Origin of the sequence: Bradyrhizobium sp. 197 (assembly GCF_023073375.1) — a bacterium.
Taxonomy (GTDB): domain Bacteria; phylum Pseudomonadota; class Alphaproteobacteria; order Rhizobiales; family Xanthobacteraceae; genus Bradyrhizobium.
In genome coordinates this window covers 324353-350427 of record NZ_JADPJJ010000092.1, presented here as the reverse complement: position 1 = coordinate 350427, position 26075 = coordinate 324353, and the positions used below count along the sequence as shown (strand labels likewise).

25 protein-coding genes, 1 tRNA gene and 1 pseudogene are annotated in these 26075 nt (G+C 61.5%); 14 read left to right on the top strand and 13 right to left on the bottom strand.

The features are described from left to right. A complete protein-coding gene (gene rnpA, locus IVB27_RS22155) occupies positions 1-417 on the bottom strand; it encodes a ribonuclease P protein component (RefSeq protein WP_247445335.1) in 417 nt (138 codons plus the stop codon). Positions 418-444: 27 nt separating this feature from the next. After that, a complete protein-coding gene (gene rpmH, locus IVB27_RS22150; protein WP_008542748.1) occupies positions 445-579 on the bottom strand; it encodes a 50S ribosomal protein L34 in 135 nt (44 codons plus the stop codon). A gap of 348 nt (positions 580-927) precedes the next feature. Between rpmH and IVB27_RS22145 the strand changes: the two genes are divergently transcribed. The 4 genes from IVB27_RS22145 (at position 928) to IVB27_RS22130 (ending at position 6175) form a co-directional block, all read left to right on the top strand. Beyond that, positions 928-2427: an ATP-binding protein gene (locus tag IVB27_RS22145; RefSeq protein ID WP_247445334.1), complete on the top strand. Its 1500-nt coding sequence runs from the start codon at positions 928-930 to the stop codon at positions 2425-2427. Positions 2428-2591: 164 nt separating this feature from the next. Further along, a tRNA-Arg gene (locus IVB27_RS22140) sits at positions 2592-2668 on the top strand. Between the two features lie 100 nt (positions 2669-2768). Continuing rightward, positions 2769-4619 carry a site-specific integrase gene (locus tag IVB27_RS22135; RefSeq protein WP_247445333.1) on the top strand — a complete coding sequence of 617 codons (1851 nt, stop codon included), beginning with the start codon at positions 2769-2771 and terminating at the stop codon, positions 4617-4619. A 146-nt stretch (positions 4620-4765) separates the two neighbouring features. Continuing rightward, the gene (locus tag IVB27_RS22130; RefSeq protein ID WP_247445332.1) at positions 4766-6175 is read left to right on the top strand and encodes a hypothetical protein; all 1410 of its coding nucleotides are present in this window, start codon (positions 4766-4768) and stop codon (positions 6173-6175) included. 964 nt (positions 6176-7139) lie between these two features. On the opposite strand, the gene IVB27_RS22125 is transcribed toward IVB27_RS22130, so the two are convergent. Next, on the bottom strand, positions 7140-7682 hold the full coding sequence (locus tag IVB27_RS22125; RefSeq protein WP_247445331.1) for a recombinase family protein: 543 nt from the start codon (positions 7680-7682) through the stop codon (positions 7140-7142). Between the two features lie 230 nt (positions 7683-7912). On the opposite strand from IVB27_RS22125, the gene IVB27_RS22120 reads away from it, so the two are divergent. The 3 genes from IVB27_RS22120 to IVB27_RS22110 are packed head-to-tail and all read left to right on the top strand — an operon-like array spanning position 7913 to position 10192. Next, complete coding sequence (locus IVB27_RS22120) at positions 7913-8626, top strand: hypothetical protein (RefSeq protein WP_247445330.1); 714 nt, start codon at positions 7913-7915, stop codon at positions 8624-8626. Positions 8627-8633: 7 nt separating this feature from the next. Next, on the top strand, positions 8634-9425 hold the full coding sequence (locus IVB27_RS22115) for a hypothetical protein (RefSeq protein ID WP_247445329.1): 792 nt from the start codon (positions 8634-8636) through the stop codon (positions 9423-9425). Further along, on the top strand, positions 9422-10192 hold the full coding sequence (locus IVB27_RS22110) for a TIGR02391 family protein (protein WP_247445328.1): 771 nt from the start codon (positions 9422-9424) through the stop codon (positions 10190-10192). Before IVB27_RS22115 ends, IVB27_RS22110 begins: the two co-directional genes overlap by 4 nt. Before the next feature lie 330 nt (positions 10193-10522). Here the strand turns inward: IVB27_RS22110 and IVB27_RS22105 are convergent, their stop codons facing one another. Then, positions 10523-11419: a LysR family transcriptional regulator gene (locus IVB27_RS22105; RefSeq protein ID WP_247445327.1), complete on the bottom strand. Its 897-nt coding sequence runs from the start codon at positions 11417-11419 to the stop codon at positions 10523-10525. A gap of 269 nt (positions 11420-11688) precedes the next feature. Here IVB27_RS22105 and IVB27_RS22100 point away from each other — a divergent pair, with 269 nt between their 5' ends. Genes IVB27_RS22100 through IVB27_RS22090 form a run of 3 tightly spaced genes read left to right on the top strand, consistent with a single transcriptional unit; the run spans position 11689 to position 13858 of the window. Next, entirely contained in the window at positions 11689-12423 is a 735-nt protein-coding gene (locus tag IVB27_RS22100; RefSeq protein WP_247445326.1) for an SDR family NAD(P)-dependent oxidoreductase, read from the top strand. Positions 12424-12473: 50 nt separating this feature from the next. Further along, positions 12474-13226 (top strand): SDR family NAD(P)-dependent oxidoreductase, encoded by a 753-nt coding sequence (locus IVB27_RS22095; RefSeq protein ID WP_247351414.1) that lies wholly within the window; start codon positions 12474-12476, stop codon positions 13224-13226. 32 nt (positions 13227-13258) lie between these two features. Beyond that, positions 13259-13858 carry an NADPH-dependent F420 reductase gene (locus tag IVB27_RS22090; RefSeq protein WP_247445325.1) on the top strand — a complete coding sequence of 200 codons (600 nt, stop codon included), beginning with the start codon at positions 13259-13261 and terminating at the stop codon, positions 13856-13858. A 376-nt stretch (positions 13859-14234) separates the two neighbouring features. On the opposite strand, the gene IVB27_RS22085 is transcribed toward IVB27_RS22090, so the two are convergent. The 3 genes from IVB27_RS22085 to IVB27_RS22075 all read right to left on the bottom strand — a co-directional run bounded on the left by IVB27_RS22085 (position 14235) and on the right by IVB27_RS22075 (position 17995). Then, positions 14235-15257 (bottom strand): LLM class flavin-dependent oxidoreductase, encoded by a 1023-nt coding sequence (locus tag IVB27_RS22085; RefSeq protein ID WP_247445324.1) that lies wholly within the window; start codon positions 15255-15257, stop codon positions 14235-14237. Between the two features lie 127 nt (positions 15258-15384). After that, positions 15385-15855, bottom strand: coding sequence for a hypothetical protein (locus tag IVB27_RS22080; protein WP_247445323.1), 471 nt, complete (start codon positions 15853-15855; stop codon positions 15385-15387). 577 nt (positions 15856-16432) lie between these two features. Next, a complete protein-coding gene (locus tag IVB27_RS22075) occupies positions 16433-17995 on the bottom strand; it encodes a winged helix-turn-helix domain-containing protein (protein ID WP_247445322.1) in 1563 nt (520 codons plus the stop codon). Between the two features lie 167 nt (positions 17996-18162). On the opposite strand from IVB27_RS22075, the gene IVB27_RS22070 reads away from it, so the two are divergent. Together IVB27_RS22070 and IVB27_RS22065 are read left to right on the top strand one after the other, a co-directional pair. Beyond that, positions 18163-18858 (top strand): hypothetical protein, encoded by a 696-nt coding sequence (locus IVB27_RS22070; RefSeq protein ID WP_025576406.1) that lies wholly within the window; start codon positions 18163-18165, stop codon positions 18856-18858. Positions 18859-18875: 17 nt separating this feature from the next. After that, entirely contained in the window at positions 18876-19238 is a 363-nt protein-coding gene (locus IVB27_RS22065) for a hypothetical protein (RefSeq protein ID WP_025576246.1), read from the top strand. A 229-nt stretch (positions 19239-19467) separates the two neighbouring features. On the opposite strand, the gene IVB27_RS22060 is transcribed toward IVB27_RS22065, so the two are convergent. Continuing rightward, on the bottom strand, positions 19468-19770 hold the full coding sequence (locus IVB27_RS22060) for a DUF1127 domain-containing protein (RefSeq protein WP_247445321.1): 303 nt from the start codon (positions 19768-19770) through the stop codon (positions 19468-19470). A gap of 662 nt (positions 19771-20432) precedes the next feature. Here IVB27_RS22060 and IVB27_RS22055 point away from each other — a divergent pair. After that, a complete protein-coding gene (locus IVB27_RS22055) occupies positions 20433-20708 on the top strand; it encodes a hypothetical protein (protein WP_247445319.1) in 276 nt (91 codons plus the stop codon). Between the two features lie 240 nt (positions 20709-20948). Here IVB27_RS22055 and IVB27_RS22050 read toward each other — a convergent pair whose 3' ends face one another. The 3 genes and pseudogenes from IVB27_RS22050 to IVB27_RS22040 all read right to left on the bottom strand — a co-directional run. Continuing rightward, the gene (locus IVB27_RS22050) at positions 20949-21632 is read right to left on the bottom strand and encodes a class I SAM-dependent methyltransferase (RefSeq protein ID WP_247445318.1); all 684 of its coding nucleotides are present in this window, start codon (positions 21630-21632) and stop codon (positions 20949-20951) included. Between the two features lie 27 nt (positions 21633-21659). After that, positions 21660-22118 carry an Rrf2 family transcriptional regulator gene (locus IVB27_RS22045; RefSeq protein ID WP_247445317.1) on the bottom strand — a complete coding sequence of 153 codons (459 nt, stop codon included), beginning with the start codon at positions 22116-22118 and terminating at the stop codon, positions 21660-21662. Between the two features lie 518 nt (positions 22119-22636). Beyond that, positions 22637-23539, bottom strand: a pseudogene (locus IVB27_RS22040) (DUF3362 domain-containing protein); the annotation flags it as partial. 146 nt (positions 23540-23685) lie between these two features. Between IVB27_RS22040 and IVB27_RS22035 the strand changes: the two are divergent. Next, positions 23686-23850 (top strand): hypothetical protein, encoded by a 165-nt coding sequence (locus IVB27_RS22035; protein ID WP_247445316.1) that lies wholly within the window; start codon positions 23686-23688, stop codon positions 23848-23850. Between the two features lie 6 nt (positions 23851-23856). Here the strand turns inward: IVB27_RS22035 and IVB27_RS22030 are convergent, their stop codons facing one another. Together IVB27_RS22030 and IVB27_RS22025 are read right to left on the bottom strand one after the other, a co-directional pair. Continuing rightward, entirely contained in the window at positions 23857-24522 is a 666-nt protein-coding gene (locus IVB27_RS22030; RefSeq protein WP_247445315.1) for a GntR family transcriptional regulator, read from the bottom strand. An 8-nt stretch (positions 24523-24530) separates the two neighbouring features. Beyond that, positions 24531-25943 (bottom strand): FAD-binding oxidoreductase, encoded by a 1413-nt coding sequence (locus tag IVB27_RS22025; RefSeq protein ID WP_247445313.1) that lies wholly within the window; start codon positions 25941-25943, stop codon positions 24531-24533. Positions 25944-26075 lie beyond the last annotated feature (132 nt).

The window sequence follows — 26075 nt, the reverse complement described above, 5'->3', positions numbered from 1 at the left end:
TCAATCCGGTTTGCGGCTGGTCGCAGGAGCGGGGCCGGGCTTTAAGCCGTCGGTTCTTTGGCCGTCGGTTTTTGGGCCGCGTCCCTTGTGCGTATGCCGCGCGGGCTTCGCGAACGCTATGCGCAGATCGTCGAGCATGGTGGCGAAGCCGCGCGAGAGCGCGTCCCTTCGGCCGACCAGCACATAATCATGATGGGGCTGTATCGACACCGGATCGAGCCGCTTCACCAGCTCGCGAAGCCGGCGCCGGATGCGATTGCGCTCGGGGGCGTTGCCGTTCTTTTTGGTAACGGTGAAGCCGATCCGGATCGGGCCGCTGTCGTCCCGGCCACGGCTTTGCAGGACGAACGCGGGACTATTCACCCGCGCGCCATTGGCAACGGCGAGGAAATCCGCTCGCTGCCTCAGCCGATCCATGATGAAATCCCAAAAAGGGGGTCCGGCTCAGGCGCTCAGACGCTTGCGGCCGCGAGCGCGGCGTGCGGCGAGAACCTTGCGGCCGCCGGCAGTAGCGAGACGGGCACGGAAGCCGTGACGGCGCTTGCGCACCAGTTTGCTGGGTTGATAAGTCCGCTTCACGGGTTTTTCTCCGCTGACCGGGCAATTTGCCTGTAGAATTGATGATAAAGTCCGGAAGATGCTGCCCAAAACGGGCCCGCTTTCGGCCCCAAGAGAGCCGCTCCCGGCGTTACACCGGGTCATCGCGGACAATTTGGCCGGCTTATATGCGAGCGCCTCCTTTTCGTCAACGCCGCACAAGCGCTCTGATCCGGTGAATATCGCTGTTTGTGCGGGGTTTTTAACCCTTGAGGTAGCGATTAGCGATATCCGCGCTTACATCCCACCTCGGCAGATTAGCGATCTGTAATTTGACCGGCCCCCGGGCGGGTCGCATCCTCCATCAGCCAGGCCAACAGGGGCGAATACGTGGCAGCGACAGACCTCCAGCCGATCCAGGATCAGGATCAGCGGGACCCGCCGGCGACGCAGCCGCGCGGGACGCGCGGGCTTGGGCTATCCGGCAAGCTGTTGCTGCTCACTGTTCCCCTGGTGATGATCGCGGCCGTCCTGCTCTACGTGCCTGCCATCGCCAACTTCTGGGTCAACCGGCTGAACGACCGCGTGGCGGCGGCCAACACGGCGGCGCTGGTACTCGATGCAGCTCCGCTCGGCATGGTTCCCGATTCGCTGTCGCGCCAGATCCTGAAAAGCATCAATGCCCGCGCCGTCGCCATCAAGATGGGCCAGCAGCGCCGTCTGCTCGCCAGCGACAATCTGCCGACCGCCATCGAGCACGACATCGATCTGCGCGACATGACGGCGTGGGAGGCGATCACCGGCTCGTTCCGGATGATGCTGGAGACCGGCAACCAGGCCATCCGGATCGTCGGGCCCGGGGTCGGCAACGCCCAGTTCGTCGAGATCGTGACCGACGAGCTGCCGCTGCGGCAGTCGATGTACCGCTTCTCCCGCAACGTCGTGGTGGTCGCGCTGATCATCGCGGCGCTGACCGCGGGCCTCGTCTATCTCGCGCTCCATTATCTGTTCGTGCGCCCGATGCGGCGGTTGACGGCGAGCCTGGTCGGCTTCCACGAAAACCCCGAGAGCTCGGCGGGGATCATCGTGCCGAGCCAGCGCAGCGACGAAATCGGGGTCGCCGAGCGCGAATTGTCGGACATGCAGCGCGATTTGATGTCGATGCTGCATCAGAAGAGCCGGCTTGCCGCCCTCGGCCTCGCCGTCTCCAAGATCAACCACGACCTGCGCAATTTGTTGGCCTCGGCCCAGCTTTTGTCGGATCAGCTCGCCAGCGTGCCGGATCCGCGGGTGCAGCGCTTTGCGCCAAAGCTCGTGCGCTCGCTCGAGCGCGCCATCGCCTTCTGCCAGTCGACCTTGTCTTACGGCCGCGCCCAGGAGGCCGCGCCCGACCGGCGCATGATCCTGATCGAGCCGGTGGTGCTGGAGGTGCGCGAGACCGCAGGCCTTGCCAGCGATGCCGCGATCGTCTGGGTCGCCGCGATCGAGCGGGGGCTCGCGGTCGACGCCGATCCCGACCAGCTGTTCCGCGTGCTGCTCAACCTCGTCCGCAACGCCGCCCAGGCGCTGGAAAGCCATTCGTCGGCCGAGGGCGGCGCGCAGCAGATCCGGATCACGGGAAAACGCGAAGGCGCCGTCGCCATCCTGGAGGTCTCCGACACCGGCCCCGGCGTGCCCCAGAAGACCCGGGACCATCTGTTCGAGGCATTCCAGACCTCCGGCCGCCCGGGCGGCAGCGGCCTTGGCCTTGCCATCGCCGCCGAGCTCGTCCGCGCCCATGGCGGCGACATCCATCTGGTCGAAGGCACCCTCGGCGCCACCTTCCGGATCGTCATTCCCGACCGCCCCGTGGAACTCCTCTCCATCCGCAACGAGCGGGCAAGGGCGTAGTCGGCCGGAAGCCCACCGGAAACCGTCGTTGCCCTGCAAAATCTCCCCAATCCGGACCTTGCCAATTCGGGCAAGAGCGGTTAGTCAGAGCGCTCTTTCGCACCCCTTCGGCGTTGTCCGGAGGGTGCATGTAGGCCTTGCCCGCATTGCTGTTCGCGAAAAACGCGCCCGTAGCTCAGCTGGATAGAGCATCAGACTACGAATCTGAGGGTCGGACGTTCGAATCGTTCCGGGCGCGCCAGTCGCACAAGTTCCCATTGGAAATCAATAACTAACGCATATACAAGCGCTTAGCTGCCGCGTGGTGATCACAAGCGGTGGTAATAATCGTGCGAATATTGATGGGCGTTATCAAAGATAGACACGGGACGCACTACGCCAGCAAAGCTGTGCCAGAGAAGCCCAAGGGGCTTCAGGCGGCGGTCGCCCGCGAGCTGAACAACGGCAAGACTGTGCAGAAGAACCTGCGGCGGTCGCTGGGCACCAAGGACATCCGCGAGGCCAACATCCGCGCCAAGCCGGTGCTGGCAGACTTTGACCAGATCATTGCGAAGGCCAAGGCGCGCCTTGCGGCCACCACGGTCCCGATGGTCAAGCGTACCAGCCTCAACGACACCGAAATCAAGCGCATGGCCGAGTGGGTATACGCTAAGGCGCTGGCTTGGGATGAGCGTGTTCGCTTCGGCGGGCGTGACGAAATGGAGCGCTTGGAAGCCGAACACCTGCGTCTCAAAGGCACGCCATTAGGCCCGTGGGCGGTCCCGTACGAGCAGTGGCCGCAGCGCGGCGTGCCTCGGTCGGTGTTCGAAGAGAACCGCGCTGAGTTGGTGGACACGCTGCGTGAGATACGACAAGCGGCGGCAATGGGAGACCTCTCGGTCGTGCAGGATCATGTGCTGGAGGCCATGTGGGCGTTCAACATTGAGTTGGACGAACACAGCGCCGCCTACATCAAACTCAGCACCGCGTGCCTGCATTCGTACCTGAGAGCCCTTGAGGCAATCGAGAAGCGCGACGCAGGTATCACTGTCGAAACACCAGCGATAGCACTGCCCGGTGCTGCGGCGATTACCGAGGGTGGTACGCTGCAAGATGCGCTGGATGGCTGGAAGCGACACCGGGCGCGACCTAAGCGCACGGTGGATGAGTTCAGCCGCAGCGTTAAGATGTTTATCCAGCTTCACGGCAACATGGCTGTAGCCGCGATCAAGAAGAAGCACGCATTGGACTACCGCAAGGCGCTTCAAGACGTGCCCCGCCACCGTACAGGGGACTTGCTGCGTGCCCCGCTTCCAACTCAAGCCGAATGGGGCCGGGAGCACCCGGGGGAGCTAAGGATCACGGCAGCTACCATCAACAAGCAACTCGGCGGTGTGCAGTCCATCTGCATCTGGGCCAGCGATAACGGCCTCGTGCCAGATGACGTGCAGTGGATTGATCCCTTCAGCAAGCTAAGACTGCCGGAGGAGCGATCAGAACGCACCTCGTTTGAGGTTGCAGAGCTGCAATTACTGTTCAATGCGGCGGTGTTTACCGAACACCAGTTCCCATTGGGTGCCCATGGGAATGCCGGGTATTGGATGCCGGTGCTGGCTCTCTTCACAGGGGCGCGGCAGGCCGAGCTAGGAGGCCTCACCGCCGCTAACGTGCAGACGGATGCCGAGACTTCTGTGCCTCTGCTTTACTTTGTGACTGAGCGAGCACGGGGCAAACGGGTCAAGACCGATGCCTCCGAGCGTGTTGTGCCTGTGCATCTCGAAGTGATCCGCTTAGGCTTCCTCAACTACGTCGAGGAGCGACGGAAGGCCGATGGTGCGGATGCGTGGATATTCCCCTCAGTGTCTCCCGACAAGGGTCGCGCCGGTGTGCCTGCGTTTTCACAATGGTTTGGCCGCTATCTCCGCGCTGCAGGTGTCACGGACAAGGCCAAGGTATTTCATAGCTTCAGACATACGGTGAAGGACGCGCTGCGCAGAGGCAGAGCAGATCACGAGATGCGCGAGGCCCTTATTGGTCACGCGCAAGCATCCTCGGTGAGTTGGGGATACGGCGCTAACGCCATGTTGTCTCGCTTCGGTGCTGCTGCCCTGTCGGACGCCGTCAACAGCATATCCTATCCCGGTCTTGACCTGTCGCGTGTCAAGCCACTGGACGTACCTATGCGTACACGCGGCGACACCAAAGCAACCTAAGGACTACCGGCCACGGCATCGTGTCAGCGCGATCATGCGCTCCTGATCACAGGACCACGACCTGTCAGTGGAAACTGGATTTTCCGCAACCTAAGGCTCCGAATGGAAGCCCTTGGGTGGCGGCGTCTGCTTAGAGAGAATGTCCGATGACGGAATACGACGACTTCATTGAGCACACTTCTTGGAACCCAAAGACACCACGGTCGGAGCGTCTGGCACTCCGCGAAGCACCCTTGGCGACATTGACTGCAACACCGCACAGTGAGCAGGCCCGAGCGCTAAAGGATGAACTTGCGCGGCGCTACCCAAGACTCAAGACGACCAATGGTAAGGCGTATGCTCCCCGCGAAAAGTCCTTGGCTGACCACGCGACCGCGTGTGCTGCATTCGTTGCTGACCTATTAGACGCCCTGCGGCGCGACCGCAGCGAAGGTTGGCTAAGGTGCTCGCAGCGGAAGACCGACTACACCGACCAGTTCGTCACTTGGCGCGTGTTCGATGGTGTTCAAACATCATGGCTTGAGGCCGGGTTGCTTGATCACAAGCCGGGGTATGACGGACGCCGATCGATGGGCAACCCAGGTCCGCCCCGAGGCATGCTCACGCGCTATAGGGCGACACCTAGTCTACTGGCGATATGTGCTGAACACGACGTGACACCGCAGAACGTCCGAGAGCACTTCAAGTTCGTGCCCGTGATGCCTTCCGAATTGGTGCAACTTACCAAGCCTCACCACGCAACGCCCGAGACCCCTGAGACCCATAGGCTCCGTGCAGACGTCGCGGCACTCAATGCATTCATGCGCGAACACACGCTGATACATCCGACACAGGAAATCGTTCACCTTGGATGGGTTCGCAAGTTCCACCAAGCGGAGGACCCTAAGGCTTACCGCTGGGACAAGGGTGGCCGTCTGTATTCCTACCCGCAGGACCATGGCTGCTATCAGCAGATCGAAGAGACCGAGCGTGTGCAAATGCTGATCGACGGTGCCCCGGTTGCTGAGGTGGACATCTCTTCATCGTACCTCACCATCTTCTACGCATGGATTGAGCATCCACTCGACATAGGCGGAGACGCTTATGCAAGCGTTCTTGGTCCCACCAAGCTAGACAGGATAGTGACCAAGTTCTTCATCAACCACTACTTCGGGAAGGGTGACTTCCTAACCTCTTGGCGTTCGAGTCACGTGGCGACTGTCCAGAAGATTTTGAAGAAGAAGGGCATGGCACCCGAAGAGTTCAACCCGAAGCGCTACAATCTTCGCGAGGTGCGGAGGCGTGTTCTTGAACACCACCCTCTCCTAGAGCGCTGGTCCAGTCCCATCGGCGGCCGTGCTCGAAACTGGGGTGACCTGATGTATGCCGAAAGCGAGGTGGTGATCGGCAGCATGAAGGAGTTGATGACGCATGGCGTGCCAAGTCTGCCAGTTCATGACAGCCTCCTTGTTCCGACTTCGCACCAAGTAAAGGCTGTCGAGACGCTAACTCGCCAGTTTCAGACCCATATTGGGGTCGCTCCCAGTTTGGATGTCACTCTTCCACCGCAACCCTAGAAGTGACATGGGTATAATTAACTATCTGATTTATATTATATATATGGCTTAGCTCATAGTGAGGGGTCGGGGATATTCACCACCACAGTACACTTCCCCTCCCAAGGTAACCCATACCATAACATGGAACAAATGTTTGCCGGGCATGTGGGATGTAGGCTGTGTCGGACGGGCTGGTGGTGAACGGCCTGCGGGCCGCAATGGGCCTTCGGTGACTCAGCGGAGTCCATTGGTGCGCTTTCATCGGTCAGGGCTACTGCCCTAGCTCTCAGCTCGAAGTCCTCTCCGTGGACTCCCTAGGAGCTTTGGGTGGTCAGCGCGAAGCCATCCGGAATGCTAGGCTCATTGTGGGGTCGCAAGTCATATATGGGGCTGCGAGATAGCTTAATTCTATCATGACCTTAGGCCAGATTTGGGCGCTCTATATTAAGCCTTCGCACCGTATCAAAGGTGGCAGGACTGAGGCGCGTTATAGGCCGAACTAAGCTGAAACCTAGCCCCGAAAGAGACCGGGGAACCCAGGCTCATTTGGTCCCAAGACGGCCGAGGGCGCATCGGCGACCTGAGGGGCCTGCCTGTGGCCAGTGCCGGATACAGCCATTTTAGTTACATACCAGTTCTCAACTCAAAACAGGCCGGTGGGGTCGCTGAACGGGGGATGTCTCGCAAATCCGATTTGCAAACCGGAGTCCCAAACTTTTCTCAGTACAGCCGTAAGCTCGGCGGCGGCCGAAGGCCTTTAGGCCTAAGTTTTGAAACCGCTGACAGGAAATCGCTGGAAATAGGGTCCACCCGGCCAGATGGGACCAAACCCGAATGCGTTGGAGATGTGCAAGGTTTTGAGTGCCATGGGCTTTCCTTAGGTTCCCTTGGCGCCGTCGATCGGCGAGCAGCCGGGAAACCGCCGTCGGATGCCACACGTCACGCCGAGGGAGGCTAAGGGGGGCGGGCCAGGTCGTCCCCATCACTCCTCAAGAACGCGGTAGACCGATGCGCGGCCGATATTGAGGACCTTCGCGATAGCCGATGCTCCCATGCCTTGAGCTTTCATCTCCCGCACCTTCGCAGCGTCAATGGACGGCTTGCGTCCTTGGTACACACCGCGTGCCTTTGCGTCCGCAATGCCCTCTAACTGCCGCTCCTTGCGGAGATTTGTCTCGAACTCGGCAAACACACCGAGCATATCCAAGAAGCACTTGCCCGCTGCCGTACTTGTGTCGATGGGTTGCTCGGTGGCACGCAGAGATGCACCACGGGCCTTCACGGCGCGCACGATGTCCTGCAGATCACCAATGCTGCGCGCGAGACGGTCGATGCGTGTCACCATCAGCACGTCACCTGAGCGGAGGAAGTCGAGCACGGTGCGCAACTCCTCACGGCCGGTGGTAGTCGTGCCTGTGCGCTTCTCAGAGCGGATCACGTCGCAACCCGCCGCCCGCAATGCGCTCTCTTGAACATCAAGTTTCTGATCGGTGGTGCTTACGCGGGCGTAGCCGATGACGGTCATTGTCGGTCCTGTCTCGTTAGGATTTAGACCGTGAGACAATGGTGTCTCGAAATTCTTAAGTCAATCCTATTGAGACATAATTCTTGTCTCACGAAGGCGTCTCATGAGGGTAGACCCTGACGAGGCTGTGCATAGCGTTCTGCAACGTGGGGATGGTGGGTTCCGTCCATTGACACCTGCACGGAACTCCGTATTTTTGTATTGGTTTATTCGTTTATAGGACATTCTCGATGGCATTGAAGGACTTGGTTGCCTCCAAGGCTTCGTTGAAAGAGGCCGACATCGAAGCAATCGTGGCGGATTACGTAAGGTACGACGAGGACGAGAAGGAAATCGCCTTCACGCCTAACGGGACCGCGTTGCCCGCGCGAAAGAAGGTGCTGGTCTACTTGGTGGCGCTACACGGATGGCCCTTTATCTCCTCGGGCGTTCCCACCGATGCTTCGCCCGCGCAAATCTCTGACCACCTCGGAATGCCGGGGGGGACAGTGCGGCCCATGCTTATAGACTTGCGGGACCGCAACCTCATCGTGGTCAAGGGCGGCCGATACTCTGTGCGTGCCGCAAGCCTTCATGCAGTCAAGACGGAATTGGACGGCGAAGGCGTTGCGCGGGCACCGAGAGCGAAGAAGCGCGCTGCCAAAACGTCAGGGCCCGAAGCGGACGGGGCAGATCAGGATCGTCGGCGCGCAAATGGCGGCACCAGAGCCAACGGGAAGAGCGGAAGCCAACAGGCGCGGTTCGATGGGTGGATCGAGGCGGGCTTCTTCGCCGAGCCGCGAACCCTCGGAGACGTGCAAAAGAAGTTCCGTCAAGCGGGGGTCATCATCGCACGCACGAGCATCCCGCAGCTCTTGCTCAAGGCCGTGCGGAATGACCGTCTGACGCGCTCAGAGGCAGAGGTGAACGGAAAGAGCGTCTGGGTCTACGCACAGGCCGAATGACGCACGCATGAGAGACCTGATCCTCAGAAATCTGGCGACAGCCATTGAGCCAAAGCTGCTTGCAGACTTGCTGACCAGCTACGAGAACCTCGTTGCGCGCGCCCAAAGAGGCGATGTCGATGCGGCGCTCGCAGCCAGCGGTAAGTTCGTGGAACATACTCTCCGTGCCGTCGAGTTCATTCGGACTGGAACCGCTCCACTGGAAATCAAATCTGCACAGCAAACTGTCAAGGACATCGAGAAGGGCAACGCGCTGCCGGAGGGCTTGCGATTGCTCGTTCCCCGCATTGCGCACTCTATGATCTACGACGTTCGCAGTAAGCGAGGCGCAATCCACGTCAAAGAGGTCGATCCGCGGGGGATTGACGTGGCGCTGAGCGTGCAAGCGGCCTCGTGGGTAGTCGCTGAGCTACTTCGACAGTTTCACTCCGATGATGAAGCATCCGTCAATCTCGCACTGCAGAGTTTGATGCGCCCTCACATCCCATTTATCGAGCAGTTTGGAGACGAGTTCGTTGTCACGCGCAAGGTATCGGCGGATTGCGAACTCCTTCTCTTGCTTGCTCGTATCGGGCCGGTTGGCCTGGATAGGACGGCGCTCGGCCAAGCAGCGAAGCTACCGCCATCCACGGTGACCCGGACGCTGATGCGGCTTGAGGACGCTCGCTACGTTCACAAGGCTCGTGAGGGGAACTATCACATCACTGGTCCGGGCGAGCAGTATCTTCATTCTTTGATTAACGGAAGTGACAAGCCGCAAGCCGCGAGGTCGCGAAAGAGGCGAGGAGCACGAAAATGAGCCGGTCTCGCGCAAAGATAAAGGTGCACACTATCCCCTCGTCGATAAAGAAGCTCGAGCGACGGCTTTCTGAACTTCCCGACATAGATGAGGCTGAGGTCGAAACATTAGACTGGTACAACGAGGCGCAACGCATAGCGGTTGCCATCAGCGCCACGATGGATGACGTCTTCGGACAAGGGACAGTGGAGGCCCATGATTTTTCTGTCGAAGAGGCTTGGTTCCTTCCGACGTATCCTGCCCAACAATCGGACAAGGTGGCTGAGTTCAAACGCGGAACGTCCCGGGCACGAAACGCCATAAGGGATGCCATCAAGAGGTTGCAAGAACTTGAAAGCGACGCAGAGCACGAGATGGAAGCTCGCCACCTGCGCGCTTACGAAGGTCTCGATTTGCAAGTGGAAATCGCGCGCGCCGCAAGCCAACTCTATCTGGATGGGCACTACGCGAACGCGATAGAGGATGCGGTGAAAGCTCTCAACGCCTTCGTGCGATTGAGGAGCGGGGTCGATGACAGAGACGGCAACGAACTCATGGAATACGTCTTCAGCATCAAGAACCCGGTCTTGGCGTTCAATGATTTGAAGGACGAGAGCGATAGGAACGAGCAGAAAGGCTTCTTGGGGATGTTGTCCGGGGCGGTTTCGGGCCTTCGGAACCCACGGGCTCATCGGCTGATGAAGGACGATCCAGAGCGTGCCTTAGAATTCATTGCTTTCGTTAGCCTCCTCGCGAAGTTGGTCGATGGTGCGCGGCGCGTGCGATGAAGCCTTGCTGGGTGGTCACAGACGGTGGTACGAACACGCGAGCAGCTACGCTGATTTGTGCTGGTTTTTCAACGCCGAAGCTGTGCATCGGTCGCCTCGTTCCGGGCGCGCCATTTGGTACTCATCTCCGAATGCGGTTTGGCCCCGATTGACTGGCCAGCTCGGCTCTCTCCAGCACATCCTTCCTTCCTTTAATGCAGGCTTTCGGAAACGGCTCATGGATCCCTCCGGAGTTTGCGATATCGTGCCGATATAAATCGCATCCGATTAAATCTGGTGCGATCTAAATGCGACGAAAGGATGCAAGCATCGCCGGCGACCTGCCGGGCGTCAGTCGCGCGATATGGACAGCCCCGCGAGAAGCGGAGCGTATGCGGCGAGCCTGCGGGATACGAACTCCGTGAAGAGCCGCACGCGCTTCGTCTTACGGGTCTCCCCGTGTGTGAGAAGCCAGAGCGTTCCGTACATGTGCAGGTCGGTGCCCGGCACCCTCACCAGCAGGGGGTCGGCATCGCCAATGAAGCACGGCAGCGTCGTGATCCCGAGCCCTTGCCGTACTGCAACGATCTGCGCCTCGGCGTCCGTGATCCTGAACGGAACCCCCGTGGTGCGAACCTCACCCTCGCTGGCCCAGTCGGGTATTCCATGAATGCTGATGACGATCCACCGGATGGGATCCGGCGCGCCCGCACGCCACGCGGCTAGTCGATCCCTGGACATGTAGACGCCGCCGAACAGCTCCGGTCCCTTCATGCCGTGAAGATTGAGCGGCAGGGTTTTGCGGTCGTAGACGACGCGGATCGCGACGTCGGCCTCCCGGTTGGTCAGATTTGCCAGCTCGCCGAACGACAGGATTTCCATCTCGATGTCCGGATGCAGACGCGCGAAGTCGGCGAAGTCCGGCATGAGCAGGTGTGTCGCCAGCGGCGGCGCCAGCGTCACCCGCAGAAGCCCGCGCACGCTCTGGTCGCGCCCGAAGACGCGCGTCTCCAGCAGGTGCGACGACGCTTCCATCTGGTCCGCGAACTCGAGGACCTCCTCGCCCGCAGCCGTCAGGCGGTAGCCCGAAGGCAGCTTTTCGAACATTTGGACCCCGAGCCGTTCCTCGAGCTGGGCGATGCGTCGCAGCACGGTCGCGTGATTCACACCGAGGCGCTCGGCGGCAGCCCGCACCGAGCCTCCGCGCGCGACGGCAAGAAAGTAGCGAACGTCATCCCAGTCGATCATGGTGCGATCCCGCACCGCGCGGTGCGCCTTCCAAAGCCCGTATCTAACGTCTCGTACAGCAGTATGGGCCGTCATCATAGCCTATGCCCGCAAGCACCGCCCAATTCCCGAACGGCGGACACCGATCGTCGCGGCTGCCGTCAGTCGTCCGGCCGGATCGATTTCGCACCACCGATGTGCGCGCTTCCGCACTCAACGCCTGACGCCGGCGGACCTATGTCGAGGTTCTCGGGGGCAGATGCCGTCCCGACATCACGAAAGGAGAAGTTGTGCGAAAGCTAGACGGTAAGGTTGCAGTTATCACGGGTGGCGCTACCGGCATTGGGCGCGCCGCAGCAAAGCGCTTCATCGAAGAAGGCGCCTTCGTCTTCATCTTCGGCCGCCGACAGGAGGCGCTCGACGCTGCTGTCGCCGCCCTCGGGCCCAATGCCCGCGCGGTGAAGGGCTCGGTCTCGGATGAGGCCGACCTCGACCGACTCTATGCGGCGGTGAAGTCCGAGCGCGGAACCCTCGACATCGTCTTCGCCAATGCAGGCGCGGGAAGCCAGCTTCGGCTCGGCCAGATCACCGCCGCGCACATTGACGAAACCTTCGACACCAATGTGAAGGGTACGATCTTCACGGTCCAGAAGGCGCTGCCGCTGATGGGTCAGGGCGGTTCGATCATCCTGACCGGATCGAGCGCCGGCACCACGGGCGCCCCGGCAATGAGCGCCTACAGCGCGAGCAAGGCGGCCGTGCGCAACCTCGCGCGGACCTGGGCGGAGGACCTGAAAGGCAGCGGCATCCGGGTCAACGTGCTGTCGCCCGGGGCGACTGCGACCGAACTCGCGAAGGAAGCGCTGGGCGAGGAGGGCCAGAAGGTCTTCGCCTCGATGACTCCGCTCCAGCGCATGGCCGATCCGGCGGAGATCGGGGCCGTGGCGGCCTTTCTCGCATCGTCGGACAGCAGCTTCATGACCGCCAGCGAAGTCGCCGTCGACGGCGGCCTGGCGCAACTCTGACGCCGGCGCGGTCCCGCGGCTGGCCCACACACAACGAAAGATAAAAGATCATGAAAAAACTAGAAGGCAAGATCGCAGTCATCACCGGCGGAAGCAGCGGGATTGGGTTGGCCACAGCCAAGCGCTTCGTGGAAGAAGGTGCGCACGTCGTGATCACCGGGCGACGCGAGAAAGAGCTGAAGGAGGCCACAGCCTTCATCGAGCGGAACGTTACGACGGTCGTGGGCGACGTGTCGCGCTTGGAAGATCTGGACCGGCTCTACGCCGTCGTGAAAGAGAAACATGGTCACATCGACATTCTCTTCGCGAACGCGGGCTCCGGGACAATCGCACCGCTCGCGCTAGCGACTGAGGCCCATTTTGACCAGACCTTCGACGTGAACGTGAAGGGGCTGTTCTTTACGGTGCAGAAGGCGCTTCCCCTCTTCAAAGACGGCGGTTCGATTATCCTGAACTCTTCGGTGTCGAACGTGTTGGGGCTGCCGGGGTTTAGCGCCTACGCCGCGAGCAAGGCGGCTGTGCGCAACTTCGCGCGCGCTTGGACGCTGGAGCTGAAAGACCGGAAAATCCGCGTGAATGCGATGAGCCCCGGACCAACCGAGACTCCCGCCCTGGAGACAACGACCGGCCTCACCCCCGAGCAAGCCGAGCAAGCGGCCGCTCAGTTTGCTTCACAGATCCCAATGGGTCGCAGGGGCAAGCCAGAGGAAATCGCGGCTGCCGTCATGTTCCTCGCCTCCGATGAAAGCTCTTTCATCACCGGCGTGGATCTCGCCGTCGATGGCGGCATGGCGCAGGTCTGACCCGGGCATCAACACTAGATCGGAGAAACATCATGAGCTACGCAATTATCGGCTTCGGCAATATCGGCCAGGCGCTGGCCAGGGCGTTTGCCCGCAACGGCATCGAAGTATCCGTTGCAACGACGCGCGACCCGGAAAGCTTTGCATCCGCCGCGGCCGCGATCGGACCCACGATCATTCCCAAAAAGCTGGCCGAAGCGGCCAAGGCGGACACAATCTTTTTGGCCGTCCGTTTCGAGTCGCACCAGGAGGTCGCGAAGGCGCTGCCCACCTGGCAGGGGAAGACCATCGTCGATGTGACCAATGCCTACGGCGTGCCCCCTGAGAAACTGGGAGGACAGCCTTCTTCCAAGGCCGTCGCGCAGGCCTTCACTGGCGGTAGACTGGTCAAGGGCTTCAACCATTTGGGTGCTGCCGTCCTCGGCCAAGATCCGGCCGCACATGGTGGCAGGAGAGTCGTGTTCCTGGCGAGCGACGATGACGCTGCCGCCGCGGACATTGGCGCGCTTGCGGAAAAGCTCGGCTTCGCGCCGATCAAACTCGGCGGGCTTTCGGAAGGAGGACTGCTTGTGCAGGCGCGCGGAAATAGCTGGGGTCAACTGATCTTCAAGGACCTGGTCAAGTTCGACTGATGAACACGACGTCCCCACCGTTGGGGACGACGCATGGGATCGGATCGAGAGCGATCCGATCCGAGCGAAATGGAGAAATGGCTACGGTTCGGGACGGCAGACTGACGAGCATCCGGGAGTACATCGACACGCAGGCCGCATGCGGCCGCTTGCGAAGGAGCCGGGCCGAGAGAACATCGAAGCCGTCTCGGCGGACCTCGTCGATGGTCCATTTCAGGATGTTGGCAAAGTCGACTTCCGCAACAGCGTCGAGACGAACGCGCCATGTCCGCTTAGCCATGACGGTTCTGTTCAGTGGTTCGGGAGATGACCTTCCGAGAGGTCATTCAACCCTCTTTGGTGATTTTGTTCTGGAAGATTTACGCGCGCGTACGTCTCACCGCCATCCCAGCGCAGGCGCGACCTGTGTCAGGATCGCCTCGATTGAGTGCGCGCAGTAGTCCACGCCGAGCTGGTTCGGCACGGTCAACAGCAACGTGTCGGCCTCGGCGATCGCCTCGTCCTGCCGGAGCTGTTCGATCAGCGCATCCGGCTCGGCGGCATAGCTGCGGCCGAAGATTGCCCGCGTGCGCGGGTCGATGAAGCCGATCTGGTCTTCGCCTTCGCCGCTCCTGCCGAAATAGGCGCGATCGCGATCGTCGAGCAGCGCGAAGATGCTGCGGCTCACCGAGACGCGGGGCTCCCTCGTGTGGCCGGCTTCCTTCCATGCGGCGCGATAGCTACGAATTTGCGCGGCCTGCTGCACGTGAAAAGCTTCGCCGGTCTCGTCGTTCTTCAGCGTCGAACTCTGCAAGTTCATGCCGAGCTTGGCGGCCCAGATCGCGGTGGCGTTCGAGCCGGCGCCCCACCAGATCCGCTCGCGCAGGCCTTCTGAATGGGGCTCCAGGCGCAGCAGCCCCGGCGGATTTGGAAACATCGGCTGCGGATTGGGTTTTGCAAACCCTTCGCCGCGCAAGATGTCGAGAAAGGCCTCGGCATGTCGCCGGCCCATGTCGGCATCGCTCTCGCCGTCGGCCGGTTGATGGCCGAAATAGCGCCAGCCGTCGATCACCTGCTCGGGCGAGCCGCGGCTGATGCCGAGCTGAAGCCGACCGCCGGCGATGAGATCGGCGGAGCCTGCGTCCTCCGCCATGTAAAGCGGGTTCTCGTAGCGCATGTCGATCACGGCCGTGCCGATCTCGATCTTGCTGGTCCTGGCGCCGACGGCGGCGAGCAGCGGAAAGGGCGAAGCAAGCTGTCGCGCGAAATGGTGCACGCGGAAATAGGCGCCGTCCGCGCCGAGCTGTTCTGCCGCAACCGCGAGCTCGATCGATTGCAGCAGCGTATCCGCCGCCGAGCGGGTCTGCGACTGCGGCGAGGGCGTCCAGTGCCCGAAGGAGAGGAATCCGATTTTTTTCATGGAGGCAACATATGGATGACGGCAAGAATTTGCGACACCTCGGCCGGAGGAAAGATGGCGACAAGTGTGGACCCGTAAGCGCCTCCTAGAGGAAGCAGGCACGAGCTTGGACTGCTCGTGGAGTTTTTCAGATTTCGCAGCGCGTCAAATTCAAAGCCTTGAGCAAGCCGCCGAACGCCTTGAGCCGACAGGGCTCGGTCTCGCTGGCAGACTTTGCGCGCTGAACATTGGCGGTCCGCTTGACAACAATTGGCTTTGGCTTTGGCTTCGGCTTGGGAGGTTTGGCGGCCGCGATCGTCTTCGGATCGGGCCGGTGACGAACGATCGGTTCCGGCGCGGGCGAGCGGACATGGATGTCTTGCGGAGCACCGGGGTTTTCGACTGAAGCTGCCTCTGTCGGCATCGCGCTGCTCACAGCGGCAACCTCGAGGCGATCGGCCTTCGCCGACGCGTCATACGGAGCAGAGATGTTTGCGCGCCGCTCGGCAAGCGGCTGGACGGTCACGACGACGCGACGCGGTGGCGCGCTCAGCTCCATTGCCGACAGCACTCCGACACTGAACAGGATCAGAAGGCCCAACAACGCCATTCTCAGCATAATGCGCCTCCGATCCAGGTTCGTGCCGCCGGAAATTCTCCGCGGCAATGAGGCGACTTGTCGACGGCTGCCGACGCGCGAGGAATCATTTGCCGACAGGGTTAACGTCGGCGATGCTCCCGCACGTGCCAAGAATGCTCCCGCTCAGGTGTTGGCAGGCCGAATCTGGTCACAAGAAGGACTGTGAAGCCTGAGCCGAACACCACGAGAGCGATCGTCATGTCTGCTGTTTGGGGGGAAGCCTGACGCCGCCTGACGGATTGGCCAACAGCTGCTTTTGGCCCAAAGCGGCAGTTGCGCCTCCTTCGATGCGCCGAAATACGCATCAGGAGATTCCGCGCGTCTCTCGCCGGAGGAGGTCATGCGATTGCGTCGGGTGTGGTGCCCCACACCGGGACGTACACAGTGGACGAGGCCACCAAGATCCACGTCAACATAGAGACGAGTTCATATTCCAAACTGTTCGGAGCGAATCCACGCACGCCGGCCGGCGTCACGCTAGTGCTGGTATTCAAACGGGGAACCTACGCGCGTCGCTGACGCGGGTCGCGGACCTAGTTGTGACCGGAAGCGCCCGTCACCCTTCCGGCACGCCAGCGAGGCGGAAGCCTTCACACGCGCGCTCGACCCCAGCAAGGTAAATCGGATTGTCGCTTTGTTGAGCAGCAAGAAAGCGACGGATGGTGAAACCCGAGTTGAGCGCAAGTCCCGTTCTTGCAGCATTTCGCGCCTCATCGAGCGCGCCGGTCAGGCCCAATGCAGCGGCGAGCGACAAATGAGCGAGAGGAAAGTTGCGGTTCGCCTCGGTGCTTCGTCGCAGCCAACTGACGGCTTCGACGTCCGAACCAAGCTGTAGCTTGGCCACACCCACATAACACGTCCACTGGTAGGCTTCAACGTCGCGAGGGGAGAGACGTAAAGCCTCGCGTATATGGCCTTCGGTCTCGGCAGCGCGACCCATGCAGAACTTGGCGAGGCCAAGGGCAGCATGAGCGTTGGCCCTATTCGAATCCAGCGCCAACGCATGCTCGAATTCGCGGATGCCTTGGGCGGCCCGGTTCGTAAAGATCTGGACGTAACCCAGGGCCAAGTGGGCCGAAGTACGGTTTGGCCTGATGGACAATGCCCTATTCGCCATCGCCTCGGCAGCTGCAAGCCGCGCAGGCCCGTCATCCGTCGTAAAGCTGGTCGCAACTGCCGTATCAACACTTGCCAGGCCAATCATTGCTTCGACGTTGCAGGGGTCGAACTCTAGAGAGCGTTCGAAGAAGCTCCGCGCTTGCGTCACGCATTCAAGGCTAAACCCCTTCATCAACCAGGCCCGGCCTTGGAAGTACAGGTCCATCGCATCGGGATGCACCATACGCTCGGCTCGTCGCGCCTCAGCCTCGATGAGCTGGGCACCTAATGTATTGGCGAGCCTCGCTATGATTTCGTCCTGCATGTCGAACAGGTCTACGACAGGCTTCTCGAAGCGCTCGGCCCAAAGATGCCGGCCGCTCTCAGCATCGATCAACTGCACGTTCATCCGAAGCCGACTGCCGCTGCATTGCACTGAGCCTTCGAGCACGTAGCGAACGTTTAATTCGCGGCCAACTTGCCGTACATCGACTGCTTTACCCTTGTACGAGACGGCGCTGTTCCGTGCGATTACAAATGAACCACTGATGCGCGACAAGTCCGTGGTCAAACTGTCGGTTACACCATCCGCGAAATAGTCCTGCTCACGATCACCGCTCAGGTTCGTGAAGGGTAGCACGACGATGGATAGGCGCGGCGGCGTGTCGCCGGTTCGCTCGACTGCGCGAACCGTCTCATTTGCGGGCCTCCGGGCTTCCTGCACTGCACCAACGAAGCGAAAACCTTTGCGCGGCAATGTTTTGATCAACTGCTGTTTCTCGCCGGTGTCACCGATGGCGCTCCGAGCGGCATTGATGCGCGTCGTCAGAGCGGCGTCCGAGACGATGCGACCATTCCAGACGCCAGCGATGAGGTCGTCCTTACTGACGACACGTTCCCTGTTCCGGATCAAATAGTTCAGAAGGTCGAATACCTGCGGCGTGACAGCAATCGTGTCGGCTCCCTGCCGCAGCTCCCGCCGGTCCGTATCCAGCGTGAAGTCCGCAAAGGAGTAAAGCAAATGCGTCCTCCTATTGTACGATCGCACCCCAGCAGAGCTGCGATGTAAGCAGACGGTAAGAAGAATGGAAGCCGCTTGTAAAGCGCTTCCCATGATCTCGGTGCATCCTCGTGCGCGGCTGAACAGTATGAACTGCTCGCCGATCCCGCGTCACGAGGGAGGATATCATGAGTCGGATGGTTGCGCTGACGGGAGCGGCGGCTGCAGCGAGGCTCTTGGTCTGGGTCGTTTGCGTTCTCGCCTCTGCGAACCGCGCTCACGCTCAATGCTCGCCGCGTGATGTGCTGCAGAGGCAGTTGACTCTCAAGGCGACGCCATTTGTCCCAACACGCATGGGTCCAGTAACGTCCGTTTCGGATGTTGCCGAATGGAAAACAATAAGCATCGGGACGTTCCCGGATACGTTTGCTGTCCTCACCGCACTGAGTGCGATTGGTTGTGGCGTCGGTAACTCGGCAGCGGAGGCCCTTGCTCGACCTGCGTTTACCGTTAGCGGCACCAGAACGGCGGTGACGCTTCTGACAGTGACCGCGGCCGACCTGGGCTTCAAGAGTGAGACGGTGCCGTTGCGGCAAATCTACGAACTCGCGCAGCAACTGGGCTTCCGGCTTGCGCCGCCCGAAATCGCTCCGCAGCTCAGACTTCAATATCTGGACCAGCCCGTAGGTGAGTTTCTCGTCATCGGGATGAACCCGATCCGGACATGGGCTGGTGAAGAAGTCATCCTGACCGTGGCAAATGGGGGAGCGGGCCTCATCCTCGTTGGCCAGGATGGTCGCGCCGATGCGGAAATACCAGTGACCTCCCGCTTCGTGTTCCTGCGCTCCTTGCCCACGACGCCAGCGGCGCTGATTCGAAACTGAGATGGCCGAGGGGCGAAATGCTGGCGATCAGAGCGATGAAGCACATGGCGGTTCCAATTTGTCTGCTGCTGCTGCCGTCAACCGCGATACTTGCGCGAGATGATGGGCGCTATGCGAATTCCCCGCTGAAGCCCTGGTTCGAGAGTCTGCAAAGCGAATTCGGGAAGTGCTGTGAGGAGTCTGACGCCTACGTCGTCTCCGAACCCAATTGGAAGTCCGATCACGGACAATATCGCGTTCGCATCGACGACGAATGGGTGCTCGTGCCGGATGGCGCCGTCATCAAGCAACCCAACCTTGCCGGACGGACGATGGTCTGGAAGCACTACATCGATGGACATCCTCGCGTCCGCTGTTTCATCCCGGGCAGCATGACCTGATACGTCGGACCATCCTCTGATGCACCCAGTGCATGATCCAAGTTCGATGGTCCCAAGCATTGAGATCGGTTGCTCAGTTTCGTTAAGACAAGAGGCTTCGTCTCTTTACTGTTACGGTGCGTGCATCCGGAAGTGGCCCTTCTGGGCCTACCGCACCCAATTCCAATGTCTGGTGTCTGAGGAAGATCAGAAGGGACTTCGGGCGCAGCAAAAACGGCGCTCCTGACCCCTATCGGGAGTCGGTAGGCCCAATCTGGCCATCCACCGTTGGCAGATATCGCGGCCATTCGCCGGATCGGATGCCCCGCGGGTCAATACCTCGGTGCGAGGCGACGTAGTCGATCTCGCCACGCGTGGTGCCGATATCCGTCAGTTCTCGGTTGCTTAGGTCGGATAAGGTGGCGCTCAACTTTTGGCGCTCGCGGCGCTCCTGAAAGGCATTCCAACATTTCCAGATGAAATTGGCGACATGCCGGGTCGATACGGATGTCCGTTCCAGCCACGAAGTGCTGTGCGTCGTGGTCGTGGTCATTGCGGTGTCTCCTCGATGGTGTTTTTCCACCGACGAGAGAGTGCCGCGAGATTGGCGGGGACGCTTAACCGGCAGCTTACATTTTCTCTACCGGCGGCTTATTCTCGCGATTGTCGGCGAGGCCAAAGCGCTACCCGGTTACGGGAACCCTCATCCAATGGGATCCGCATCTTGCGCTATCCCTTCGCGGAGTACGTATTCGACAATGACGCGCGCGAGCTGTATCGCGGGGCGGACGCCGTCTTCGTTTGCACCACAGGTGTTCGATCTGCTTGATTAACTCATCTGCCGCATGGTGTGGCAGACGCCACGTGCAAGAATGCGGGGCTGCCGGAGGAAGCGGTGAGGGACTTAGGAAAGCGGGGTTGCCCGAATAGACCGTGCTCGCCGCATCGACGGGCTGATCATCGGGCGCGATTTGCTGCGCTGCATGAGACTGAATCTGGCCCGTTACCGACCTCCGCCAACACAGCCGCTATGTCTGCCTTCAGGAAATAAGCCGATCCCAGCTCAACTCGGGCGGAAGTCAGCCTGTGGCCCATTGGGCACATGGCGGCAGTCTTTGCTTAGCCTGCCCTAAAAGGACGAGAACATTATAGTTGATGTTGAAAAGTGTGAGGATATTCTGACCGGGTGATTGACCGTTCTGGGCAGCTGGAAAGATGCGCAAGACAGTGCACCTGCATGACTGGGCCTGGATAGTTGCGGCAGACACCTATCGGCTGAACTTATTCAGTCAGCTCACCGGGCGAACAGCTCCGAAGGAGCAATCGGTCAGCGATGATCAACTCACCGACGCTATAGGCCAAAGCTTCACGCAGGTGAGCGATGCACGCTTCCGAGAGATGATCGAACTATCGACCGACGCTGCCCTTGAGGCCTACGACAGGGTTGTAACCGCTGCTACCAAGCTTTCGCGCTCCCGGCGCTCCAACTGATTGCCTCGCTGGCGGTGGTGGATAGCGGATTGGAAAGCGAGGACCTCAAAATCGATCGCAGCGGCGCGCTCGCTGACGTCGGCTCTTGGCCCCTTGCCGATACGCAGGGGCGAGCTGGCGATGTCCGGTATTGAAGGCAGAACGGACGCGGCCAATGTCGCGACTCATAGATTGTGACCGCACCCCCGGATACATCCGGCTTTGCATGATGCTCAGCCGCGTTGGCGAAGCCGGGCCACCTCACGCGTAGGCCACCCAGCCGCGGAAGGTGAACCCGGTGTAGAACAGGGTCGGCTCGGAGAAGCCGGCCTCGCGCAGAATCGCCTCATCCTGCGCGGGCGTGAGGATTTCCAGATGGTTGGTAACGGCGTTCCGCGCGGCCGCGGCCTGCTCGGGCTCGACGCCGGAGGAGGCCAGGAACGCAGAGTACCGCGACAGCCACAGCGGGCGCTCCTCATCGCCATCGGGCGCGCTTAAATGGGCGATCACGAAAGCTGCGCGCGGCTTGAGCCGTCGGCGGACCTCCGAGGCGATGCGGCGTCGCTCCTCGACGTCGACGAAGTGCAGCGTCAGCAGGCAGCTGGCGCCGTCAAACAATTCCTGCGGAGCATCGTCGATGTAGCCCTGATGAAGGCGCGCGCGCGATGCGAGCGGGCCCAGGGTTTGCCCGGCAAGCGCCAGCATCGCCGCGGAGGGGTCCACACCGTCGAAGCTCCAGCGCGGCTGCGCTTGCGCAAACGTCTTCAATTCGAGGCCGCCGCCGGCGCCGAGCACGAGAATCCGCGCATCCTCACGCGCGCGCTCGGCCAGAAGAATCGCCGCCATGGACAGCATGGCATTGTAGCCCGGGACGAACCGTGGCGGTCCTTCCGTGTATCTCGCCACCGCTTGCGGATCGGAAAACATGTTCTGAACGTCGATCATGATGTCGTCCTTGCTGAATGGAGCCGATCACGCGCCATGTGCGCTCATGCCCTGAAGCTTTCGGGAGCCGAGGCGTTTGCGCAGATCGTCGCTCAGCATCGCCAGCGTCACCTCGCCAAAGCGCGACAGCAGCAGCGCCTGCGCATCGCCGAATGCCTGATCGAGGGCGGCGTTGACGGCCTGCTCGACGAGACAACCCGGCGCCTCTGTCCGGTTGCCCATGGCCAGAAGCGAGGGACTGCCGAGCGCGGTGTAGACGTCGCGCAGCGTCACCTTCGTGAGGTCGCAAGCCAGCGTCCAGCCGCCGCCATGTCCCTTTTCGGAGCGGACGTAACCGAGGTCCCGAAGGCCCGCCATGATGCGCCGGATCACCACCGGGTTCGTGTCCATGGCCTTTGCCAGGGTCTCGGATGTGAAGGTGCCGGGCTGCTGCGCCATGTGCAGCATGACGTGCAGCACGCCGGATAATCGACTGTCTCGTTTCATGTAACTTTATATGTTACATGATGGCGGCAAGGTCAACTGATTTCGGCGCGAGCCTTCCGATCTCACGCTTCGACCGGAAGCAGAATCTCGTCGCAAAGTTCAGGCGGCTGACGACGATGCGAAACGGAACGTCCCATGGGCCTTGTCGCCGCGGCCTTTGGTCTCGCCGTTCTCGGCCCGGGGTTTGGGCTTCTATAGGCCGCCGATCTTCCTGAGTGCTGTTCGCGAAGCAAGGGGATGGCCGCTGGCTCTGGTCTCGACGTTGCTACGGCGCTGGTGCGGGGATCGGCGATCTTGGTCGCGACGCCGAGCCGATGCGGCCTGACCCACCGCGCAATGGCAATCTGTCCGATCATGCCATCCTGCGCCTGTTTTGCCCGACGAGGCAATGGTTTCGCCAAACGCCTAAGCCATTGATCCCACTCGTGCGGGCTACTGTGCATGGGGTTGTTTTCGACATTTTTGTTTTGGAGGGCACGAAAGCGTCAGGCTGAAACCCGATCGCATCCTGCTTGCCGCTACTTCATCACCCGCAAGCCCTTGGTCGTAAACCGCTGCGTCCTTTCGCCGGGGCGAACCGGCCGCGGTGTACCCGCGGCCTTGCCGGTGCCGGGCGGCTGATGTGCTGGGACCAATTGCTCGGGGCGGGAGCCGATCAGGTCGGCGCGGCCCATCTCCTTCAGCGCTTCGCGCAGCACTGGCCAATTGTCGGGGTCGTGATAACGCAAAAACGCCTTGTGCAGGCGGCGCTGCCGCAGGCCCTTGATCGCCTCGACCTTGTCGCTGCCGCCGTGCCGCACGCCGCGCAGCGGGTTGACGCCGGTGTGGTACATCGCGGTTGCAGTCGCCATCGGCGAGGGCAGGAAGGTCTGCACCTGATCGGCGCGATAGCGGTTCTTCTTGAGCCAGAGCGCGAGGTTCATCATGTCCTCGTCGGTCGTGCCGGGATGCGCCGCGATGAAATACGGGATCAGGTAATATTTCCTGCCGGCCTGTTCGGCCGCGGCATCGAACATCCGCTTGAACTGGTTGTAGGCGCCGATGCCCGGCTTCATCATCTTGTCGAGCGGGCCGCGCTCGGTATGTTCGGGCGCGATCTTCAGGTAGCCGCCGACGTGATGGGTGACGAGCTCCTTGATGTATTCGGGGCTCTCGACCGCGAGGTCGTAGCGCACGCCGGAGGCGACCATGACCTTCTTGATGCCCTTGGTCTCGCGCACCTTGCGATAGAGCCGGATCAGATCGTCATGCGAGGTGTTGAGGTTCGGGCAGATCTCGGGGAAGACACAGGGCGGCCGCCGGCACGCCGCCTCGACCTTCGGATCCTTGCACGCCATCCGGTACATGTTGGCGGTGGGACCGCCGATGTCGGAGATGACGCCGGTGAAGCCGGGCGTCTTGTCGCGGATCTTCTCGATCTGAAGGTGGGCGTGAAGCAAGCCGCGGCCTTCGGTTCCAATGCTTGTGTCGTGGTTCAATCGCAGGAACCATCCGTCTCAACGAACATTCTGATGCAGGGTTTGCGCCGGGCCCGGTTCGCGCGCGCTCTCTGGCGGATGGGGAACTCGTGAGTACAGTCATAGAGAACTTGCTGTTGCGAAAGCAAAAGCTCGTCGAGCAACTCGAGAAGGCGCCGTCGGTCGAGGACCGCGACCAAATCGAGCATCAGCTCGAACAGATCAACACCGCGCTGGAATTCCTGGACAGGTCTGGCTCGAAAGGCGCGCGATAGCAGCGCTCAGTCGACCTTCAGCGCTTTGGCGTAGACCATGCCCGAATTGGTGACGTGCGTGGTCATCAGCGCTGCGAAGGAGGCGAACTCGCCGCGGGAAAACAAGTCGAGCAGCTTGCGATGCTCGTCGAAGGACGTGCGGGTGCGCACGTCGATCGGCGAGGTCAAATTGGTGCGCAGTGCGGCGACGCGGCCGGAGACGAGCTGATAGGATTCGGCGAGATAGCGGTTGCCGCAATGGGCGAACAGCCCTTCGTGAAAGGTGGCGTCGGCGCGGCCATAGGCGATATTGTCTTTGGCCGCAATCGCCGGCTCCATCGCCGCGATCGCCTCGCTCATCGTCGCGATCGCACCGTCGCGATCATAGTAGAAGGCGAACTCGGCGGCCTTGGGCTCCAGCGCAATACGGAAGGTGCAGAGCGCAGTGATGTCCTCGGCGCTCGGTGTGAACACGAAACTGCCGACCTGCGGCCGGATCACGACGAGGCCCTGCGCCTGCAGCTGGCCCATCGCCTCGCGCACCGGCGTGCGGCTGACTCCGAAGGAGTTTGCCACCATCTCCTCGGAGATCGCGGCGCCGAGCGCGAACTCGCCGTCGATGATGGCCTGACGCAGCCGCTGCATCACCCGCTGGGACAGCGATTTCGGCGCATCGAGCTTCATCGATCGCATAGGTTCCCTCAGATCACCTTGCCGGGATTGAGCAGATGGTCGGGATCGAGCGCGGCCTTCAGCGTCCGCATCAGCGCGATCTCGGCCTCGCTCCGGGCATGCCCCAGCCACTTCTTCTTCAGCGTGCCGATGCCGTGCTCGGCGGAGACGCTGCCGCCCATCTCGCGCACGAGACCGTAGATGATCGCGTCCATCGCTTCCTTCGGCTGCTGCTCGACGGCAAGGCCGGTCACCCAGGAGACGAGATGCAGATTGCCGTCGCCGATATGGCCGTAATAGACGCTCTCGCATCCCTCGATGCCGTCAGCCAGCGCGGCCTTGCAGCGCGTGACGAACTCGTCCATCCGCGCCACCGCAAGCCCGATGTCGTAGGAGATGTGCGGCCCCAGCACCTGGCCGAACTCGGCGCAGATGTCGCGCACGCGCCAGAAGCTTTGCGTCTGCGCCAGCGATTTCGCCACGGCGGCGTCGGCGAGCAGCCCGCGTTCCATCAGCTGTTCGAGCCAGTTCTGGAAGCGCGGCGCGTCGACGCTCTCGTCGGTGCCTTGCGCTTCCACCAGCACGTAGAGGCCGTGGCCTGCGGCGACCGGCGGCTTGACGCCGGCGCGATTCGTGATCACGTCCCAGTAATCCGGCCACATCACCTCGAACGCCGACAGCAGCGGGCCGAGCCCGCTGCGCGCGGCGCCGAGCAGCGCAATCACGGCGGCATAGTCCTTGAGCGCGCAGAGCGCGGCCATGGTCGAGCGCGGTTTCGGGAACAGCCGCAGCACCACGCGGGTGATGATGCCGAGCGTGCCTTCCGAGCCGATAAACAGATGTTTCAGATCGTAGCCGGCATTGTTCTTCATCAGCTTGTTGAGGCTGGTGATGATGGTGCCGTCGGGCAGCACGACTTCGAGCCCGAGCACCAGCTCGCGCGTCATGCCGTAGCGGATCACGCGATTGCCGCCGGCATTGGTCGAGAGGTTGCCGCCGATCGCGCAGGAGCCGCGCGAGCCGAGGTCGAGCGGAAAGAAAAACCCGGCTTCGTCGGCGGCCTTCTGGATCGTCTCCAGCGGCGTGCCTGACTTCACCGTCATCGTCATCGACGCATGATCGATCTCCTCGATGCCGCTCATGCGCTCCAGCGAGATCGCGACCCAACCTGCTTCCGGCGATGCGCCGCGGCACAGCCCGGTCAATCCGCCCTGCGGCACGAACGGCAGATGCGCCTGCCGGCAGGTCGCGATCGCATCCGCAACGCCTTGCGCGTCGACCGGCCGGATCACCGCGAGCGGCGTTTGCGGCAGGCTCGCGCTCCAGTCGTTGCAATTGCGGGCAGGCACGTCGGCGCCAACAAGCACGGCGGCGGCGCCGAGCTTGTCGCGCAACGCGCCGAGCAAATGGTCGGGCCGCCCAATGGGGGTCACCATGTTCATGCGAGACCTCCTCGGAATCTGGCTGCGTCTCATGCGCGCCGGGATGGCGGAAAAGATTTGCGCCTTTCTTGTATGTAAGGTACAAGACGAAAAGTAAAGCAAAAACAAGGCTCGGGAAACCCTCCTCAGATC

Bases quoted from the DNA above. Each gene is read 5' to 3' on its own strand.
- IVB27_RS22045 (WP_247445317.1), bottom strand. From the start codon at position 22,118: ATGAAACGAGACAGTCGATTATCCGGCGTGCTGCACGTCATGCTGCAC.
- IVB27_RS22130 (WP_247445332.1), top strand. From the start codon at position 4,766: ATGACGGAATACGACGACTTCATTGAGCACACTTCTTGGAACCCAAAG.
- IVB27_RS22125 (WP_247445331.1), bottom strand. From the start codon at position 7,682: ATGACCGTCATCGGCTACGCCCGCGTAAGCACCACCGATCAGAAACTT.
- IVB27_RS22070 (WP_025576406.1), top strand. From the start codon at position 18,163: ATGAGTCGGATGGTTGCGCTGACGGGAGCGGCGGCTGCAGCGAGGCTC.
- IVB27_RS22085 (WP_247445324.1), bottom strand. From the start codon at position 15,257: ATGAAAAAAATCGGATTCCTCTCCTTCGGGCACTGGACGCCCTCGCCG.
- IVB27_RS22105 (WP_247445327.1), bottom strand. From the start codon at position 11,419: ATGATCGACTGGGATGACGTTCGCTACTTTCTTGCCGTCGCGCGCGGA.
- IVB27_RS22060 (WP_247445321.1), bottom strand. From the start codon at position 19,770: ATGACCACGACCACGACGCACAGCACTTCGTGGCTGGAACGGACATCC.
- IVB27_RS22090 (WP_247445325.1), top strand. From the start codon at position 13,259: ATGAGCTACGCAATTATCGGCTTCGGCAATATCGGCCAGGCGCTGGCC.
- rnpA (WP_247445335.1), bottom strand. From the start codon at position 417: ATGGATCGGCTGAGGCAGCGAGCGGATTTCCTCGCCGTTGCCAATGGC.
- IVB27_RS22030 (WP_247445315.1), bottom strand. From the start codon at position 24,522: ATGCGATCGATGAAGCTCGATGCGCCGAAATCGCTGTCCCAGCGGGTG.
- IVB27_RS22115 (WP_247445329.1), top strand. From the start codon at position 8,634: ATGAGAGACCTGATCCTCAGAAATCTGGCGACAGCCATTGAGCCAAAG.
- IVB27_RS22080 (WP_247445323.1), bottom strand. From the start codon at position 15,855: ATGCTGAGAATGGCGTTGTTGGGCCTTCTGATCCTGTTCAGTGTCGGA.
- IVB27_RS22055 (WP_247445319.1), top strand. From the start codon at position 20,433: ATGCGCAAGACAGTGCACCTGCATGACTGGGCCTGGATAGTTGCGGCA.
- IVB27_RS22110 (WP_247445328.1), top strand. From the start codon at position 9,422: ATGAGCCGGTCTCGCGCAAAGATAAAGGTGCACACTATCCCCTCGTCG.
- IVB27_RS22135 (WP_247445333.1), top strand. From the start codon at position 2,769: ATGGGCGTTATCAAAGATAGACACGGGACGCACTACGCCAGCAAAGCT.
- IVB27_RS22065 (WP_025576246.1), top strand. From the start codon at position 18,876: ATGCTGGCGATCAGAGCGATGAAGCACATGGCGGTTCCAATTTGTCTG.
- IVB27_RS22095 (WP_247351414.1), top strand. From the start codon at position 12,474: ATGAAAAAACTAGAAGGCAAGATCGCAGTCATCACCGGCGGAAGCAGC.
- IVB27_RS22025 (WP_247445313.1), bottom strand. From the start codon at position 25,943: ATGAACATGGTGACCCCCATTGGGCGGCCCGACCATTTGCTCGGCGCG.
- IVB27_RS22050 (WP_247445318.1), bottom strand. From the start codon at position 21,632: ATGATCGACGTTCAGAACATGTTTTCCGATCCGCAAGCGGTGGCGAGA.
- IVB27_RS22120 (WP_247445330.1), top strand. From the start codon at position 7,913: ATGGCATTGAAGGACTTGGTTGCCTCCAAGGCTTCGTTGAAAGAGGCC.